Source organism: Gordonia terrae, assembly GCF_001698225.1.
Lineage (GTDB): Bacteria > Actinomycetota > Actinomycetes > Mycobacteriales > Mycobacteriaceae > Gordonia > Gordonia terrae.
This window is the reverse complement of record NZ_CP016594.1, coordinates 4,796,648-4,814,040: the sequence shown is the minus strand read 5'-3', so window position 1 is coordinate 4,814,040 and position 17,393 is coordinate 4,796,648. Positions and strand designations below refer to the sequence as shown.

14 protein-coding genes and 1 tRNA gene are annotated in these 17,393 nt (G+C 68.4%); 2 read left to right on the top strand and 13 right to left on the bottom strand.

The window, feature by feature from the left end; translation table 11 throughout:
- Positions 1-18: 18 nt before the first annotated feature.
- The 5 genes from BCM27_RS21305 to BCM27_RS21285 form a co-directional block, all read right to left on the bottom strand.
- Positions 19-1,626: an HNH endonuclease signature motif containing protein gene (locus tag BCM27_RS21305; protein ID WP_004021915.1), complete on the bottom strand. Its 1,608-nt coding sequence runs from the start codon at positions 1,624-1,626 to the stop codon at positions 19-21.
- 154 nt (positions 1,627-1,780) lie between these two features.
- Positions 1,781-2,656 (bottom strand): vWA domain-containing protein, encoded by an 876-nt coding sequence (locus tag BCM27_RS21300; RefSeq protein ID WP_004021916.1) that lies wholly within the window; start codon positions 2,654-2,656, stop codon positions 1,781-1,783.
- A 105-nt stretch (positions 2,657-2,761) separates the two neighbouring features.
- The gene (locus tag BCM27_RS21295; protein ID WP_051987114.1) at positions 2,762-3,694 is read right to left on the bottom strand and encodes an AAA family ATPase; all 933 of its coding nucleotides are present in this window, start codon (positions 3,692-3,694) and stop codon (positions 2,762-2,764) included.
- Positions 3,695-3,708: 14 nt separating this feature from the next.
- Positions 3,709-4,563, bottom strand: coding sequence for a mycofactocin-coupled SDR family oxidoreductase (locus tag BCM27_RS21290; protein ID WP_004021918.1), 855 nt, complete (start codon positions 4,561-4,563; stop codon positions 3,709-3,711).
- Between the two features lie 14 nt (positions 4,564-4,577).
- Entirely contained in the window at positions 4,578-5,405 is an 828-nt protein-coding gene (locus BCM27_RS21285; RefSeq protein WP_004021919.1) for a mycofactocin-coupled SDR family oxidoreductase, read from the bottom strand.
- Positions 5,406-5,536: 131 nt separating this feature from the next.
- Here BCM27_RS21285 and BCM27_RS21280 point away from each other — a divergent pair, with 131 nt between their 5' ends.
- Positions 5,537-6,160 carry an acyl-CoA-like ligand-binding transcription factor gene (locus BCM27_RS21280; RefSeq protein WP_004021920.1) on the top strand — a complete coding sequence of 208 codons (624 nt, stop codon included), beginning with the start codon at positions 5,537-5,539 and terminating at the stop codon, positions 6,158-6,160.
- A gap of 35 nt (positions 6,161-6,195) precedes the next feature.
- Here the strand turns inward: BCM27_RS21280 and selB are convergent, their stop codons facing one another.
- The 4 genes from selB to BCM27_RS21260 form a co-directional block, all read right to left on the bottom strand.
- Positions 6,196-7,989 (bottom strand): selenocysteine-specific translation elongation factor, encoded by a 1,794-nt coding sequence (gene selB, locus BCM27_RS21275; protein WP_004021284.1) that lies wholly within the window; start codon positions 7,987-7,989, stop codon positions 6,196-6,198.
- Between the two features lie 38 nt (positions 7,990-8,027).
- On the bottom strand, positions 8,028-9,344 hold the full coding sequence (selA, locus tag BCM27_RS21270) for an L-seryl-tRNA(Sec) selenium transferase (protein ID WP_004021285.1): 1,317 nt from the start codon (positions 9,342-9,344) through the stop codon (positions 8,028-8,030).
- Between the two features lie 82 nt (positions 9,345-9,426).
- Positions 9,427-9,521, bottom strand: a tRNA-Sec gene (locus BCM27_RS21265).
- 34 nt (positions 9,522-9,555) lie between these two features.
- Positions 9,556-9,846, bottom strand: coding sequence for a hypothetical protein (locus BCM27_RS21260; protein WP_004021286.1), 291 nt, complete (start codon positions 9,844-9,846; stop codon positions 9,556-9,558).
- 32 nt (positions 9,847-9,878) lie between these two features.
- Between BCM27_RS21260 and selD the strand changes: the two genes are divergently transcribed.
- Positions 9,879-10,907, top strand: a complete 1,029-nt coding sequence (gene selD, locus BCM27_RS21255) for a selenide, water dikinase SelD (RefSeq protein ID WP_051987086.1) — start codon at positions 9,879-9,881, stop codon at positions 10,905-10,907.
- Positions 10,908-10,945: 38 nt separating this feature from the next.
- On the opposite strand, the gene nrfD is transcribed toward selD, so the two are convergent.
- The 4 genes from nrfD to BCM27_RS21230 are packed head-to-tail and all read right to left on the bottom strand — an operon-like array spanning position 10,946 to position 17,244.
- Positions 10,946-12,058: an NrfD/PsrC family molybdoenzyme membrane anchor subunit gene (gene nrfD / locus BCM27_RS21250; protein WP_004021288.1), complete on the bottom strand. Its 1,113-nt coding sequence runs from the start codon at positions 12,056-12,058 to the stop codon at positions 10,946-10,948.
- Positions 12,055-13,143: a 4Fe-4S dicluster domain-containing protein gene (locus BCM27_RS21245; RefSeq protein ID WP_004021289.1), complete on the bottom strand. Its 1,089-nt coding sequence runs from the start codon at positions 13,141-13,143 to the stop codon at positions 12,055-12,057. Before BCM27_RS21245 ends, nrfD begins: the two co-directional genes overlap by 4 nt.
- Entirely contained in the window at positions 13,144-16,470 is a 3,327-nt protein-coding gene (gene fdh, locus BCM27_RS21240; RefSeq protein WP_174316849.1) for a formate dehydrogenase, read from the bottom strand.
- Between the two features lie 24 nt (positions 16,471-16,494).
- On the bottom strand, positions 16,495-17,244 hold the full coding sequence (locus tag BCM27_RS21230) for an IclR family transcriptional regulator (protein ID WP_004021291.1): 750 nt from the start codon (positions 17,242-17,244) through the stop codon (positions 16,495-16,497).
- Positions 17,245-17,393: the final 149 nt, after the last annotated feature.

Sequence of the window (17,393 nt, the reverse complement as noted above, 5' to 3'; positions counted from 1 at the left end):
TTTGTCGTTGTGCATGGTTCAAAGGGTGGCGAGTAGCTCCATGAGGTGTGCTTCGACGAGCGAGGGCCGGGGTGAGGGTGGTCCGGGTCGGGGTGGTCGGACGTCGATGACGTGGCTGATTGTCAGCCATGATTGGCGTGCTTGATCGTCGGGCCGGGTTGGCGGTCCGTGGATCTCGGTGCGCACGGTGTTCAGATGTTCTGCGAATCGCCGGGGTATGTCGGGTCGGCGGTTGATGTGTTCGGGGTTGGGTGGCGCGCCGGGCTCGGCATTCAACCGCCAGACGCAGCGGCCTTCGTCGGGTCCGGACCGTTCGATCCGGGTGGTGTATTGGCCGGGTTGGTCGCCGACCATGCGGTTGTGTCGCGGGCAGGCGGGTGCGAGGTCGTCGATGTCGGTGAGACCACCCTTGGCCCAATCCTTGTGGGCGTGATGGAGTTCGACGTGGGTGGCGGGTTGATCGCACCCGGGAGCCGAGCACACTTCGCCGTCGGGGCGCGCGAAGGAGACGAGGCGTTGTTCGCGGGTTGCCAAGCGTTTCCCGCGCCCGAAGTACAGTGGCACGGCGGTGTGATCTTTGAAGATCGCGAGCCACGGCTGAACCTCGTCGGCCATCGCGATCAGGTCGGGGATGGGCAGCAGGGTGCCGGTGGCGGTGGTGGCGAGCCCGGCTTCACGAATCAGATCATTGAGGTCGGCTTTGATGATCAGATGGGCGGGCAGGCCGCGGTGCGACTTTCCGAGAATCCCGTCTGAAAAGCCAGCGGTGAGTGCGGCGTCGAGCGCATCGTGATTCGTCTGGGCGAGGGTGCGGCCGTCACGATCGGCTGCGAGCGCGAGGGCGTCGGGGTCGGCGGTGCCGGCCGGTCCGCTGGGTGAGGCGGGGTCGTCGGGATTGTTGAGTCCGGGTTTGCCCCAGACCGCGAACATCATCGTCAGCCGGGCATTCAGTTCAGGACTGAGGGTGCCGGAGATGGTGGCGGTGCCGTCGGCGCGTTGCCGCCCGATCCACACGCCGCGGCGTCGTTTCTGGTCGGTGTCGTCGGCCAGTGTGCCGTCCGGGTCGAGATGGGCCAACAAGCGCGCGCCCAATTGGGTGATGTCGGCCGGGGTGTGATCGATGGCGATCTCGGCCATCTGCCGTTCCGCAGCGACTTTCACGTCGTGGTCGACAGCGTTCGGGATCCGGTCGAGGACGTCGAGGGCGGCTTGGACGTGTGCGGTGCCGACGGCGCCTCGCGCGAATGCCTCAGCCAGGCAGGGGTGTTCGGGCTCCAAGATGTCACCGCCGAGGCTGGTGCGGGTGGCGGTGGCGTCCATCTGCTTGCGGCGACGCGTCGGGTTCGACACTCGCAGCCGGTGGGTCATGAACTGCATGAGCGTTCGGCAACCGGCCTTGCGGGGGAGGTCACGGGCTTCGACTTGATCGATCTGCCGGTCGCCGGCGACGGTAAGTCGTGCGATGGCGCATTCGGTGTCGGCTGCGATGTCGGCGAGTTCGGCATCGGTGCACGGCGATAGGTCGACGGTCTGCAGTTTGTCGAGAATCGCGTGCAGTTCGGCCACCAACTCGACCGCACCAGGGGACGGCACGCCGGTGCCATCGTGTCGTTGGGTATCTGTCATGACGGTCACCTCCCCCGGGAGCCGTTGATGCGAATGTGCTTTCGAGTGTACACGACCTGGGCCGTCTGACAACACCGAAAGTGTTGGTGTGCAATGGATCTGAGTGATCAAATTCTGTCGGTGCCGTGTGGTAAGGCTGGTTGCCCGCCACCGCCTAGGCGAAGATCGCCTGGAGGGCGGGCACCACGTCGTGGTGGTCCCGGATCGGCCGGCACCGCCCCCGGCCGATGAGCGCCAGGTCTTGTGCGAGTTCGGCGTCATGTTCACCGGAGATGTCGAACAGCACATCGAGGCGGGGCAACCGGCCGGCCGCGTCCCGGGGGTCGGGTCCGGCGTTGTGGACGCAGTCGCTCAACAGGATCACGCGAGCGTCGGCCGAAGGTGCGTCGGCCAACTGTTCGAGGGCGGTCTGCAGCGGGAAGGCCACGTTGGTCAGGCCCTGTGCGGGCAGTGCGAGGAGTTCGTCGACGAGTTGTTCGGTGGTGACCGGTCGGCCGAGAGGGACGATGAGCGCGGCGTCGGACCAGAAGGCGATGACGGCGAGGTCGTCGCGACCGAGTTCACCGGCGAGTGCGCCGGCTGTCGCGGCCGCGGTGCGGACCTGCTCGCCGCGGGCGGAGCCGGACACGTCGACCGCCAGCACGATGGAGCGTCGGCGCCGGACGCGCTCGCGCACGCGGATGTCGTCGTCCTCAGGAATCGGGTTGCCGATGAGTGCCTCGAGGGTCGCGTCGAGATCGAGCTCATCGGAGCCACCCCGCCAACGCTGGCTCGTGAGTACACCGTTGGCGCTGCGGCGTGCGTTCCGTGTCTCCACGGGACGTGCGAGTCGGAGTCGTCTGGCGAGTCCGATCGCCCGCTCTCGCGCGACCGGGTCGGTCTGTGCTGCAGGGGAATCGTCGTCACGGGTACCTGCGTCATCGGTGACCGCGACGACCGCACCCGAGGTCCCGCGGGGCACGTCCCGGGCACGTCCACGTCGACCGATCGGGGCGACGGCGCCGCCGCGGCCCGCGGGCTCGAACAACACCGGGCTTTCCGACAGCTGTTTGGGTCTGCGCCGCAGTGGCTTCCGTTGACGGGGTTGAGTGCTGACCTCATCGCGCCGGAGCGGTGAATCGGCGTCGACCGCTCTTCAACCCGGTTCGGCCGCCGCCGGCGCCAGTAGGAAGTGGTTCTGCCAGATCTCGCCGAGCACCTGTTCGGCGGTGGTGAACGCGACGTCGTCGAGATGGATCCGCCCGGACAGGGCAACCTGCATGGCGTCGAGGAAGGTGGCGGTGTACGCCGACGGCAGGTCGCGTGGCGGTTCGACCGCGTCGTCGACCGGGACGGTTGTGCCGCGCATCTCGCACAGCTGGTGCGCGAGGAGTGCGGTGTCGATCGCTCCGCGTACGCTGCTGCCCTGACGGACGGCGTCGTGTCGACGGGTGTCGCGGGTGACGGCGACGGCATCCGCGACCACTCTCGCCGACGACAATTCTGTCCTGCGCGAAACGATCTCGCGCTCCGCCGCGTCGTCCTGATAGTCGACGACCAGCCGGCACATGCGATCGTAGACCGAGGTCGACAGGCGCGTGGTGCCGACATTGTCGAAGGGATTCATCGACGCCACGATGCGAAAACTTGGCTGGGCGGCGATGGTGCCGACGCGCGGGACGGTGATGGTCCGCTCGGCCATCGCGGTGAGCAGAGTGTCGATGGTGTCCTCCGGCGCGCGGTTGAACTCCTCGACATAGAGGAACCCGCCGGCGCGCATGGCCTCGATGAGCGGGCCGTCGACGAAGTTGTCGGGGGAGTAGTCCTCGCGCAAGACCCGCGCCGGGTTGTGGTGCCCCACCAGGCGTCCGGGAGTCAGGTCGGCATTGCCCTCCACCAGGACGAGTGGGATGCCCCAGTCGGCGGTGATCGAGCGCAGCAGTGTGCTCTTGGATGTTCCCGGTGGGCCTTCCAGGATCAGGTCCCGGCCTGCGGCCACCGCGGCCAGGACGAGGTCGAGTTCGCGATCGCGGCCGACGACCTCGGCGGCGATCCGTGCCCGGATCGCCGCGAGGCCATGTGTCTCCATCGGCCGAAGTGAGGTCACCTGACCGGTTCCTGGTTGACCCCGGTGAGGAGAAGGTGACCGGCATCCACCGGGATGGTCACGCCCGTGACAGAAGCTGCCAGGTCCGAGTTGAGGTACAGGGCGGTGTTCGCGATCACCTCGGGTGGCATGAACGAGTGCCCCTTGAGTGCGTGGAAGTGATATCCGCCCTCGATCAGGTCGTCGGGGGTGCCGCCCTCGTGGCCGGCGAACATGTCCCACGCGCCCTGCTGATCGGTCATCGGGGTACGGATCGCGCCCGGATTGATGGAGTTGCAGCGGATTCCGTGCGGCGCGAGCTCCAGCGCGATGTTCTTCATCAGCCCGATCACGCCATGTTTCGTGGCCACGTAGTGCGCGTAGTTCATGCCGGGTTCGAGTCCGTTCACCGACGAGGTGATGACGATCGACCCGCTCTGTCGCTCGATCATTTGCGGTGCAACGGCTTTGGCGGACTTCCACACCCCGGTGAGGTTGACATCCATCATGTCCGACCACATCTGTTCGGACATCTCCCAGAACGGGGCGCGGGTCCAGATGCCGGCGTTGGCGATCAGGACGTCGATCTTGCCGAACTCGGCGATCCCCGCGGCCACCGCGTCGTCGAGTTGCGTCTGATCGCGGACGTCGGCGTCGAAGGTCAGAGCCCGCCGGTCGAGCGCTTCGACCTGGCGCACGGTTTCGGTCATGTCATCGGCTGTGGCCAGCGGATATTCGACGGAGTCGAGCTGCCGGGTGATGTCGAGCAGGATGACGTCCGCGCCCTCGCGGGCGGAGGTGAGCGCGTGCGCGCAACCCTGGCCGCGGGCTCCGCCGGTGATCAGTACGGTCTTGCCGTCGAGGAGTCCCATGTCAGTATCCCTTCCTAGAGTCGTCCGCCGGCGTCGACGACGTGGGTGGTCCCGGTGACATAGCGACCGTCGTCGGAGACGAGGTAGAGGACCGCGTTCGAGATGTCGACCGGTTCAACCATCGACACCGGCAGCCTGTTCAATTCTCGGGCGGCTTCCTCGAAATCGGCTCGGGTGGGTTGCTCGATGTCGGGACGGAAGAGTTTGTAGGTGGCGTCGTTGAGGATCATCTCGGTCGCCACCGTGGTCGGGTGCACCGTGTTCACGCGGATACTCTGCGGCGCCAACTCTTTCGCGAGGACCTGCATCATGCCGATCAGTCCTGCCTTGGCCGCGGAGTAGTGCGCGATGTTCTCGTTGGCCCACATCGCGGCGAGTGAACTGGTCAGGACGATCGAGCCGCCGCGCCCACCGGCGACGATGTGTGGTGCCGCCGCGCGAACGGTCTTCCACACTCCGGTCAGGTTGATGTCGATCATGGTCTGCCACATGGTCTCGTCCATCTCGAGAGTGGGCGCCATGGTGCTGATACCGGCGTTGGCGAGGACGATGTCGATGCGGCCGAGCTGTGCCACCCCGTCGTCGGCGGCCTGCTTCAGCGCGGACAGGTCACGCACGTCGGCCTCGGTGGCGATGATCCGGCGGTCGAGTGCCTCCACCTCGCGCACGGTCTCCTCGAGGTCGCCCGGGCGGGCGGTGTCGTAGGGGACGGTCTCGACCTGCTGGGAGACATCGACCGCGATGATGTCCGCGCCCTCCTGGGCCAGGCGTATCGCGTGACTGCGTCCCTGACCGCGTGCGGCTCCGGTGATGAAGGCGACCTTGCCCTCGAGTTTGCCCATGGTGATCCCTTCGACACGACGTGCGACGAGTGATGCACGTCTCACCGGTGACGATATGTCACAGCGTGCCATAACGGTGCCGAAACCGACTTTTCCGGTGTCAGGCGTCCGCGGCAGGCGGGGGTGACACGATGGCGGGCATGGAAACCGCACGGTCTGAGGAGGTGCGCGTCGACCGGGGCGGCCGTCCCGCCACGACCAGCGCGCATGAGCTCGCCGCACGAGCACAGGAATTGTTCCTCGAGCGCGGCTTCGAGAAGACGAGTGTGGGCGACATCGCCGATGCGGCGGGAGTCAGCCGCCGGACCTTCTTTCGCTACTTTCCGACGAAGGCCGACGTGGTGTGGGTCGAGTCGGCGGCCGAACTCGATCACTTCCGCCGGCTCGTCGCAGCGGCGTCCACCGACACGCCACCCCACCTGACGGTGACCGAAGCGTTCATCACGGCGATCGATCACGGACGAGCCGAAGAGCGGTGGGCGCGTCATCGGGCGCAACTCATTCTCACCGTGCCCGCAGTGCAGGCGCAGGCGAATATCGTCTATCGGCGGTGGCGGACGGTCATCGCCGACCACGTCCGGACGCGTGCCGCCGGTCGTGGCGATGACGCGTACCCGACCGCGGTGGCGTACGCGGTCATCGCCGGATCATCTGCTGCACACGAGATGTGGCTCCGACGAGACGATCTCGAGCTCGGGCACTGTCTTCGGCGCATGTTCGACCTCATGGTGCCGGGGCCGCCGTCCGGCAGCTGACTCGGACGAGTCCGTCGAGCCGCCTCGCGTCGAGTTCACCGCACGACCTCGCGGTGCCCGGCGTCGATGCGTCGGGTCCACCTGCGGGAGTCGAGATACTCGAGCAGCGGGATCACCACGCGCCGAGTTGTTCCCAGCGCCTGACGGGCGGCACTGGTGGTGAACGGTTGATCGAGCGAGGCGAGGATGCGCATCGCCATGGCTGGGGCGGCCGGCAACAGCACGACCCCGTCGCGTAACCGGAGCACTCGTCCCGTGTGCTCGGCTGCGGCCAGTTCCCTGGCGCCCAGTCCGAGTGTGCTGAGGTCGTCGGCCTCGGGAGCACGAAACGGTTGGTCGGTGAGACGTCGCTCCAAGGCGCGGACCGCGTCCTCTGCGTCGCCGAGGGAGGGGATGTGGCCGGGCACCGACAGGTGGCCATCGGAAGACGCGAGACCCGCCTCGGCGACGACGGCGTCCAGCAACGCCGAGTCCGGCAGACCCAACAGTGCGGGCGCTCCCGCCGCGGACATGCCCGCGGACAACGGGTCCCGCTCGTGCAGCTCGAGAACGGAGGTGTGTAGTCGTCCGGCCCAGGCCGCGAGTGACTCCTCGGCAACCCACCATCCGTCGATCACGCGGACGGACCGGGGTACGGAGTCCGCGTCGCCGACGAGACCGAGTCGCGCGAGATCGGCGACGCGCACCGCGCCCCGTCGCATGACCTCCTCGGCAGCTCCCGCGCCGTCGGTCGTGGCCGCCAGGATTGCCGCTCGACGTGCGGCGTCACCCCGGCGAGTCAGTGGCGGCGGATCGGGGTGCAGGACGACGCCGCCGCCGACGATCCGCTGCCCGGGATCACGCAGTACCACCCGGTCTCCGTTCGACAGCGGGAGAGCGTGGGCGAGCGTGAGTCGGCCATGATCGGGGTCGAGCGGTCGCACGCGCACCGGTACCGCGGCCGTGCCGATGTGGGCGATCAGGTGCTCGGGGGCCTCGTCGAACGGCGTGCCGCTCGCGCGTCGTAGGTCGATGAGGGCGGACGCGTGCCAGGCGCCCGGAGTCACGAGCGCGTCACCGCGCGCGACGTCGTCGACACCCGCACCGCGGAGGTTGACCGCGACCCGGCTGACCGGACCAGCGGTCGCGAGAGTCGTTCCCTCGCTTTGCAATCCGCGAACATCGACCCGGCGGCCGCCGTGGGGAGTATGTAGTTCCAGGGTGTCGCCGACCGAGATCGTTCCCGACGCCAAGGTGCCCGTGACGACCGTACCGGCCCCGGTGCGGGTGAACACCCGGTCGACCCAGAACCGCACACGACCGGAGGACGGTTGCGAAGGTGACTGCGCGAGAACATCATCGAGGGTCGTGCGCAACTCGTCGATGCCGGAGTGGTCGATTGCGGACACCACCACCGCGGGGACATGGGCAAGACCGGTGTCGCCCAGCCGGTGTCGCGCTTCGTCGATCACCTCGCGGATGCGATCAGCCGATGCCCGGTCGGCGCGGGTGATGACGAGCAACCCGGATTGGATGCCGAGTGCGGCGATGGCGTCGCGATGGTCGTCGGACTGGGCACGCCACCCCTCGTCGGCGGCCACGACGAACAGGACGACCGGCGCAGGTCCCAGGCCGGCCAACATGTTCGGGATGAACCGCTCGTGACCGGGGACGTCGACGAAAGCCACATCGGCGCCGGAAGGCAGTGTCGTCCAGGCGAAGCCGAGGTCGATGGTCAGGCCGCGGCGTCGTTCCTCCTCCCACCGGTCCGGTTCGATGCCGGTCAGAGCCCGCACCAGTGTGGACTTGCCGTGGTCCACGTGTCCGGCGGTGGCGACCACGTATTTCATGAGCAGTACTTCATGCGCTGAACTTCATGATTCGGGGATCACAGTTCGTCCAGGGCCTGCACGATCGCGGCGAGGAGTCGCGGGTCGTCGGCCTCGGGGACGCACCGCACGTCGACGAGGCATGCGTCGTCGTGGACGCGGGGCAGCACAGCGGGATCGCCGAGGCGAAGGCGCCCGGCCGCGGCGACCGGGAGCCGCACCGCCCACCCTGGTAGCGGCACACCGGGTGCGCCACCGCCACCTACCCGCCCGTCGTGTGCGACGACCGGGAAACCGAGTGCAGTAGCCAGGGATTCAGTGCGTACGCGAAGGTTCTCGGAGTCGGCATGGAGGTACTTCCAGACCGGCGGCCGCGGCCCGCCGACGGTGGCCTCCATGGCGGCGAGTGCGAGCTTGTCCGCGCGAACCGCCCGCGCCAGAGGGTGTTTCGCCAACCGTTGCACGAGGGTTGGATCACCGAGGAGGAGTCCGGCCTGCGGACCGCCCAGGAGCTTGTCGCCGCTCGCGATCACCAGATCGGCACCGGATTCCAGTGTCGTCGTCGCGTCCGGCTCGTCGGGCAGCAGCGGGTCTGGTCGCAGGAGTCCGCTGCCGATGTCGGCGACGACGGGCACGTCGTGCGCCCGGCCGAGGTCGCGCAGCTCCGCCAGCGAAGTGTCGCTGGTGAAGCCCTCCACGCGGAAATTGCTGGGGTGGACCTTGAGGATGGCACCGACGTCGTCCGAGGCGAGGGCGTCGGCGTAATCGCGTGCATGGGTCCGGTTGGTCGTACCGACCTCGTGCAGCCGTGCGCCGGTCGACGCGATCAGCTCGGTGAGCCGGAAGCCGGCACCGATCTCGATCATCTCGCCACGGCTGATCACCACCGCCCGGCCGGCGGCCAGCGCGGTCGTCGCGAGCACCAGCGCAGCGGCACCGTTGTTGACCATCAACGCATCTCCGGCGGCGGGACACGCGTTCACGAGCGCCGCGCGGGTGGCCGCCCCGCGCTTCGACCGCGTCCCGGTCCGAAGATCGAGTTCCACATCCACATAGCCCGATGCTGCGACCACTGCTTCGAGTGCGGTGGGGGAGAGTGGCGCCCGACCCAGATTGGTGTGCACGACGACGCCGGTGGCGTTCAGCACCGGGCGTGCCGAGGACGCGCGGTGACCGGAGAGTGCGTCCACGACCGCCTGCTCGACGTCGTCGGGCGGCAGTTCACCGCGCCGCGCGGCGTCCTGGGCGGCACGGATGGTGGCGCGAACCGTCCCGTCGCCCAGCCGCTTTCGCGCGTCGATCGCGGCGGGCAGCGACAGCAGGGCATCGGTGCGTGGAATCCGGCGACGCGGGTCGGTGACGGGGGGCTTCGACACGGCTCCTCGCTTCGCTCGTCACCGGCTCAGCCGGCGGTGGGTGGCTCTCGCCCTGCTTGTCACCGGCTCAGCCGGCGGTGGGTGGCGGAGGCGGACGGGAATCGAACCCGCCAGACCGAGATACTCGATCTCACCGGTTTTGAAGACCGGGGAGCCCACCAGGACCCATACGCCTCCCTGCGCCGTCCAACGTATCCGACGGCGAGAACCGTCAGTCCTGCTGGTGCGGCCAGTTCCCCTGGGTGATCAGCTCCTCGAAGTGGCGGATCAGCTTCGGATTGAGATCATCCTCGACCGCTCGTCGAAAATCGCCGTCCCACTTCGCAAACCAGTCGTCGTCCCGCTTCATCAGGAAGATTGGCCAGCCGTGGGTGATGTCGAGTTCGTCGCCATACAGGTCGGTGGAACCGTCCTCCCGCATGTACCAGTAGTCGTGACCCGACTCCCAGAACGCCTGTAACTCGTCTGCGGTGACGAAGTACTCGCCGTCTGCCTGCCTCATGTGCCCGATGGTAGCGATCCGCGGTCGGGGACATGTCTGATTGCGTGAGGGCTACCCTCGGCACGGTGACTGTGCGTGATGATGCTCCCGTCCGACTCACCGGCTACGCCCACGGTGGCGGATGCGCGTGCAAGATCCCGCCGGGCGAGCTCGAGCAGGCGGTCGCCGGGCTGACCGGCCAGGTCGGCGACGACATCATCGTCGGGCTCGACGCCGGGGACGACGCCGCGGCCGTGCGCGTCCGCGACGACCTCGCCGTGCTCTCCACCGCCGATTTCTTCACCCCGGTCGTCGACGATGCCTACGACTGGGGCCGCATCGCCGCCGCAAACGCGCTGTCCGACATCTACGCGATGGGCGGTACCCCCGTCGTCGCGATCAACCTGGTCGGGTGGCCACGAGGTGTCCTGCCGATGGAGTTGATGACCGAGGTGCTGCGCGGCGGTCTCGACGTCGGGGCGCTGGCGGGCTGCCCGGTCATCGGCGGGCACACCATCGACGACCCGGAACCCAAGTACGGCATGGCGGTGACGGGAGTCGCCCACCCCGACCGGTTGCTGCGCAACGACGCCGCCGAGGCGGGCCTGCCGATCACCCTCACCAAACCGATCGGGGTCGGGCTGCTGAACAACCGGCACAAGCAGACCGGCGAGGTGTTCGACGAGGCGATCGCCCTGATGACGACGCTCAATCGCGACGCTTCGACGGCCGCGGTCGCAGCCGGTGCCCGCGCGGCGACCGACGTCACCGGTTTCGGCCTGCTCGGTCACCTGCACAAGTTGTGCCGCGCGTCCGGCGTCGGCGCGGTGCTCGACCGCAGCGCGGTACCCGCGGTGAGCGACGCGGCCGAGGCCCTGCGCGACGGGTTCGTGTCCGGTGGAACCCGCCGCAACCTCGACTGGGTGCGCCCGCACCTGACCCTCGGTGCCGGGATCAGCGACGACGACCTGCTGTTCCTGGCCGACGCTCAGACATCGGGCGGGCTCCTCGTGGTCGGTGAGGTCCCGGGCTATCCGGTGATCGGGGAGACGGTGGCCGACTCCGGGATCACGGTGCGCTGACGCTCCTGGCACTCACGGAGCAGAAGCGCTACCCACACTCAGGGCGCGGGCGGTCCGGTGGTGATCGAGTCGTCGGTGATCCCGGCGGCGCGACGGGCCGCGAGGCGCCGTTTCTGCGGTTCGATGGTGTAGCGCGGGTTCTTCGCGGATTCGATCCCGGCATCGAAGACGCCGAAACGTGTGCACGCCGACGCGGCGAGCAACGCCAGTCCCGACGCGACGGCCAGCGGCCGGGACCGGCTGCTGAGGAGGGCGCCGACGCCGCCGACCACGGCCAGCCGCTCACTCCACCGCAGCAGCTTTCCGGCGGTACCGTCGTGCATCGGTTCGGTCGTCACCGGGTCCATCCGGTGTTCCATGAGTCGCATCGCGGTGAGGTCGCCGATCACGCCGATGGCGGCCAGGGTGCGCGCCGGGGCCGCCTGGCGCGTGGGCGTGGTGACCAGTGCCAGCCCGCTCGACGCCAGGCTGGCCGAACTGACGAACACGAACGGCAGGTCGCGGTGCATGGCGTTCCAGGTCGGCACGGCGGTGTCGGAGAGCAGCACCGCGGTGTAGACCGCGAGCGGCGGTCCCGCGAGACCCGCCGCCAGCCCGGCCGGGGCCTCGACGGCGCGAAGCACCGGACGTAGCGGCCCCAGCGGGAGACGTGCCCCGGACATCCGGTCGATCTCGCCGACCGCGGCCACACCGAGCGCGCCGCTGAACGCCGACAGGATCCACGAGCCGACGCTCATCGGTGAGGTCACCTTGAATGTTCGCAGCATATTGTAGAAGCGGTCGGGCCGGCCGAGGTCGGCGACGAGCGCGATCGCACCCAGGCCCACAGCGCCGAGGCCGCCGAGACGGGCGTTGCGGCGCAACACATCCCGTCCGGTGAGCTGTGCGCCGGCGGCGAGGACACCGGAACCGCCGGCGACACCGCCCAGGAACAGGTAGGCGGCGACCTTCTCGTCCCAGGGCGGCGGTTTGACCACGGGATGTCCGTAGTACGAGGTGAACTCGGCGTCAGGAACCATCGACATCTCACGGTTGCCGTCGTCCTGGCCGAAGTTCTTGCGTGGCTTGCGTTGTCCGCCACGGCCGAAACCCCGGCCGCGCCGCCGGGGCGGCTCCGGCGGACGGAACGAGTCGAACTCCGACGAGGTCATCGGCCGCCCCGCAGAAACGAGAGTGCGGCGGCGGCGAGCATTCCGGCGGCGGCGATCCCGGCGCGTTTGTACATGGCCGGCAGGTCGGCGGTGCACACCCGCGGGTCCGGCGGCAGCCCGTAGACCTCCGGTTCGTCGAGCAGCAAGAACACCGAACCCGTGCCTCCCACACCGTCATTCGGGTTGGCACCGTACAGCCGCGCCTCGGTCATGCCTTGATCGTGCAGCGCCCGGACGCGGGCGTGGGCGTCGTCGACGAGGTCGTCGTGGTCGCCGTACTTGATCGACGTGGTCGGACAGGTCTTGGCGCACGCGGGCGTCTCGTCGTCGACCAAGCGGTCGTAGCAGAGCGTGCACTTCTGTGCGACACCGCGTTTGGGCACATCGGGCTGTTCACCCTTGCGCTCGCCGGAACGCGTCGTCGGGGCCGCGGTGCCGTCGGCGCGACGTTCGACGACGCCGAACGGGCATCCCGCGACGCACGTCCCGCACCCGTTGCAGACGTCGTCCTGGATCACCACGGTGCCGAACTCGGTGCGGAAGAGCGCGCCGGTCGGGCAGACGTCGAGGCATCCCGCATGGGTGCAGTGCTTGCACACATCCGACGACATCAGCCAGCGGAACTCGGGGGTGTCCGGGACTTCGACTCGGCTCGTCGACCTCGACGCGCTCCTTCGTCGCTTGCTCGGCCCGGCGGCTTCGCTCCTCGCCGGCTCAGCCGGCGGGAGGGTGGTACCGACCGGTTGATCGGCACCACCGGATCCCTCGTGTTCGGGCATGGCGGGCATCCCGAGACCGACCAGCATGCGGCCGGATTCGCGGGCCTCGGCGATGCGGTCGGAGTTCTGTTCGATGAAGGCGACGTGCCGCCAGGTGCTCGCACCGAGTGCGACGGTGTTGTCGTACGACATCCCGGTCAGCGCCAGGTCGCCGTCGCGCGGGTTGGAGTTCCATTCCTTGCAGGCCACCTCGCAGGCCTTGCAGCCGATGCAGATCGACGTGTCGGTGAAGAACCCCTTCCGGGATTCGTGCGTGGCCCAGTGCGCGTCGACACTGGGGTCGGAGGGTCCGGACAGCTGCCCCATCTACTCGTCCACCTTCCCGGTGATGTGCTGATTGTCTGTCTCGACCGTGACCCCGGCTCGCTCCTGGTAGGTGCGCACCAGGTCGAGCAGTGCCCGACCCTGCGGTCGGCGTCCGGCGACGACATCGCACGAACCGACCTTGGATTCTTGGATCTGGACGTTCGGATCCAGTGTGACCCCGATCAGGTCGTTCGCGGCGTCACCGCTGACCACCGCGTCGGAACCGACGCCCCAGTGGTACGGGAGACCGACCTGATGTACCTGCCGGCCGTTGATCGTCAGCGGCATCATGCGGTCGGTCACCAGCACGCGTGCCTCGATCGCGCCGCGTGGCGAGACGATCGTCGCCCAGCCCTCGTTGGTCAGGCCGCGCTCCGCGGCCAGCTCGGGCGAGATCTCGCAGAACATCTCCGGCTGCAGCTCCGAGAGATACGGCGACCACCGGCTCATGCCGCCCGCGGTGTGATGCTCGGTGAGGCGGTACGTGGTGAACACGAACGGGTACACCTCGGAGCCCGGGACATCGCCGCTCGGCGCGTCGAGGTTGTCCGCGCGGGGGAACAGGACCCGGGCGGGCGACTGCTGTTGCGGATACAGCGTGTTGACCACGGGCGATTCCTGCGGCTCGTAGTGCGTCGGCAGCGGGCCGTCGACCAATCCCCGCGGGGCGTAGAGCCAACCCTTGCCGTCGGCCTGCATGACGAACGGATCGTCGCCGCACAGGGCTTCGACGCCGCCGACCGAGGGGTCGGGTCGCGCGTCGGGTGCGAGGTCGACGGGGAAGTCGGGTACGTCGGGACCGACCCATCGACCCGCGTCGGCGTCCCATTCCATATACCGCTTGCGTTCACTCCACGGCCGGCCGTCGGGGTCGGCCGATGCGCGGTTGTAGAGGATTCGACGATCCGCAGGCCACACCCAGCCCCACTCGTGTTGGGTGACACCGCCACCGCCCTGCGGGACCCGGCGGGCGGCGGAGTTCGACGGCCCGTCGGTGTCGGCGCCCGTGTACACGCCGGTGTAGATCCAGCAGCCGCCCGCGGTCGAACCGTCGCGTCGCATCTGGGTGTAGGACGTGAGGTTCTTGCCTGCGTCGGGACCGGTCACGTGGTAGCCGTTGATCTCCGACAGCACCGCCTCGGGATCGGGGTTGCCGTGCTGGTCGAGGGGATAGTCCCAGGTGATGTCGAGCAGCGGACGGTCGCGCTCGTCGGTCGACCCGGCGAGACGTTCGCGGATGCGTCGCCCGAGCTCGTAGAAGAAGTCCATCTCGCTCTGGCACTGGCCCGGTGGCTCGACGGCCTGGTGACGCCACTGGACCATGCGCTGGGTCTGGGTGAACGAGCCGGCCTTCTCGACGTGTGTGGCCGCCGGCAGAAAGAACACCTCGGTGGCGATGTCCTCGGTGCGCAGCTCGCCGGACTCTATCTCCGGTCCGTCCTTCCACCAGGTGGCCGTCTCGATCATGTTGAGATCGCGGACGACGAGCCACTTGAGGTGCGACATCGCCATCCGCGCCTGGCGGCCGTTGGCCGAACCCACTGCGGGGTTCTGACCGAGGACGAAGTAGCCGTCGACCTTGTCGGCGAGCATGTCGACGGTCGTCTGGAAGGTGCCCGCCGGGCCGGTGAGTCGCGGCAGATGGTCGTAACACCAGTCGTTCTCGGCGGTCGCGGCATCGCCGAACCACGCCTTGAGGAGACTCACGGTGTAGTCCTCGGCGTTGGCCCAGAAACCCTTCTCGGCCTTCGACGTGATCGCGTCGATGTAGTCGGCGAAGCTGTCGTGCTTACCCACCGAGGGCATCGGCAGGTAGCCGGGCAGCAGGTTGAACAGCGTCGGGATGTCGGTGGACCCCTGAATGCTCGCGTGTCCGCGGAGGGCCATGATGCCCCCGCCGGGGCGCCCGATGTTGCCGAGCAGGAGCTGCAGGACCGACGCGGCGCGGATGAACTGGGCTCCGAAGGTGTGCTGGGTCCAGCCGGTCGCGTACCCGAAGCACGTGGTGCGCTCGCGGCCGGAGTTGTCGGTGACGGCCCGGGCCAGATACTCGAAGTCGCGTACCGAGATCCCGCACATGTCGCGCACCATCTCGGGGGTGTAGCGCGAGTAGTGGCGCTTGACGATCTGGAACACGGTGCGCGGATGTTCGAGCGAGTCGTCGCGCACCGTCGCACCGTGCTCCAGCGGCGGCCCGCCGGATCCGTGTTCGTGGCCGACGGCGCGGTCCTTGACGGGAGGTCCGTCGTCGGGGTGTCCGGGCGACTCGACCTTGCCGTCCTCGCCGCCTCCGCTGTCGTCCGACTGGGCGGCCGGTTCCTCGTATGCCCAACTGGAGGCGTCGTATTCGCCGGTCTCGGCGTCGAACCCGGAGAAGAGGCCGTCGAGGTCCTCGGTGTCGCGGAAGTCCGCCGAGACCAGGGTCGCCGCATTGGTGTAGGCGACGACGTACTCGCGGAAGTACTTCTCGTGCGTGATGGCGTAGTTGATCAGCGCGCCGAGCAGGACGACGTCAGAACCGGCCCGGATCGAGATGTGCTTGTCCGCCACCGCGGAGGTGCGGGTGAAGCGAGGGTCGACATGGATGACCCTCGCGCCCTTGGCTTTCGCCTCCGACACCCACTGGAAACCCACCGGGTGCGCCTCGGCCATGTTGCCGCCCATGAGGACGATGCAATCGGCGTTGGCCATGTCCTGCAGTGATTGCGTCGCGCCGCCGCGTCCGAACGAGGCCCCCAGACCGGGGACCGTGGCGGAGTGTCATATACGTGCCTGGTTCTCGATCTGGATCGCACCCGCGGCGGTGAACAGCTTCTTGATCAGGTAGTTCTCTTCGTTGTCGAGGGTGGCGCCACCGAGCGAGGCGATACCCATCGTGCGCCGGAGCAACCGGCCCTCGTCGTCGTGGTCCTGCCATCCGCGGCGCCTGGCCTCGAGGAAACGATCGGCGATCATGTCGATCGCGGTGTCGCGGTCGAGGTCCTGCCACTCCGTCGCATATGGGGCGCGATAGCGGATCGCGGTCTGCCGCATCGGGTTGTTGACCAGCTGCTCGCTCGACGCCCCCTTGGGGCACAGGCGGCCGCGCGAGATCGGTGAGTCGGGATCGCCCTCGATCTGGACGACCTTCTCGTCCTTCACGTACACCTTCTGTCCGCAACCGACCGCGCAGAACGGGCACACGCTCTGGACCACGCGGTCCGCGGCGGCGGTGCGCGGTTCGATGCCGCGTGTCTTCGCCGACGTGACCGCCGGCCCGCGTCCGAAGACGTCGCCCGACCGCAGCTGGCGGAACACCGGCCATTCGAGGGGGCTGAAGGCTGGCACGGGTTCGAGTCTAGACCTCTTCGCTCACTGCGTAAGTGCGACGCCGATGTCGCGAGCGGTGGACCGGCCGAGATCCACGAGGAACGGGATGCGTTCGGGACTCATGAGTTCGGTTGCGCCACGGATACCCAACGCGAAGCGCACCTCCTGGTCGTCGGATGCCGGGAAGATGGGGAGTCCGATGGTGCGGTGGCCCGGGCTCAGCTCCTCGTCGTTGAAGCCATAACCCCGCTCGCGGGTGAGGGCCAGTTCTTTCGCGAGCTCGTCGGCGTTTCGGACGGCACGGTCGGTGCCGTCTCCGTAAGGGAGGCATTCGAGCTCGTCCTGACCGACATTCGAGAAGGCGAGCAGCGCCTTGCCGAGTGCGGAGGCGTGCAGCGGGAGCAGGACGCCCTGGAGGGCATGCCCCTCCGCTTCGCGCCAGCGGCTGGTACCCAGCAGCACCACCTCGTTGCCGTATCGCATCGCGACCGAGGCTGATGCGCCGGTGGTGGCCGCGAGCCGTTCCAGGTGCGGTTCGGTGAGGTAGATCCGGTGCTGGCGGTAGGCGATCTGGCCGTACTGCGCCAACGCGCCGCCGAGGCGGTATCTGTTGCCCTCCGCGGTCTTCTCGAGAAACCCGGCGTCGACCAACGCGGTCAGCAGCCGGTGCGTCGTGCTGAGGGCGAGGCCCTGTGCGCGTGCCACATCCGTGACGCCGAGCTCGTCCCCGCCGCGAAAACAGCCGAGAACGGCGAGCGCCCTCGACACGGTCTGCACACCAGAACCCGCCATCGCCTCCGTGCCTCCCGATTAGAAATCGGCCTGATTCAGTGCCTGGCCACTTTCCACTATTCGGAAGATACTCCTCGCGGAGTGAGCCGTCGACATCAGGATCAGCGCGGTTCGAGCTCGGCAGTTCAGCAATCAGGGCAATCGCGAGA

Excerpts from the sequence above, each read along its gene's own strand:
- BCM27_RS21305 (WP_004021915.1), bottom strand. The coding sequence starts at position 1,626 with ATGACAGATACCCAACGACACGATGGCACCGGCGTGCCGTCCCCTGGT.
- BCM27_RS21295 (WP_051987114.1), bottom strand. The coding sequence starts at position 3,694 with ATGGAGACACATGGCCTCGCGGCGATCCGGGCACGGATCGCCGCCGAG.
- BCM27_RS21290 (WP_004021918.1), bottom strand. The coding sequence starts at position 4,563 with ATGGGACTCCTCGACGGCAAGACCGTACTGATCACCGGCGGAGCCCGC.
- BCM27_RS21285 (WP_004021919.1), bottom strand. The coding sequence starts at position 5,405 with ATGGGCAAACTCGAGGGCAAGGTCGCCTTCATCACCGGAGCCGCACGC.
- BCM27_RS21280 (WP_004021920.1), top strand. The coding sequence starts at position 5,537 with ATGGCGGGCATGGAAACCGCACGGTCTGAGGAGGTGCGCGTCGACCGG.
- selB (WP_004021284.1), bottom strand. The coding sequence starts at position 7,989 with ATGAAATACGTGGTCGCCACCGCCGGACACGTGGACCACGGCAAGTCC.
- BCM27_RS21260 (WP_004021286.1), bottom strand. The coding sequence starts at position 9,846 with ATGAGGCAGGCAGACGGCGAGTACTTCGTCACCGCAGACGAGTTACAG.
- selD (WP_051987086.1), top strand. The coding sequence starts at position 9,879 with ATGTCTGATTGCGTGAGGGCTACCCTCGGCACGGTGACTGTGCGTGAT.
- nrfD (WP_004021288.1), bottom strand. The coding sequence starts at position 12,058 with ATGACCTCGTCGGAGTTCGACTCGTTCCGTCCGCCGGAGCCGCCCCGG.
- BCM27_RS21245 (WP_004021289.1), bottom strand. The coding sequence starts at position 13,143 with ATGGGGCAGCTGTCCGGACCCTCCGACCCCAGTGTCGACGCGCACTGG.
- BCM27_RS21230 (WP_004021291.1), bottom strand. The coding sequence starts at position 17,244 with ATGGCGGGTTCTGGTGTGCAGACCGTGTCGAGGGCGCTCGCCGTTCTC.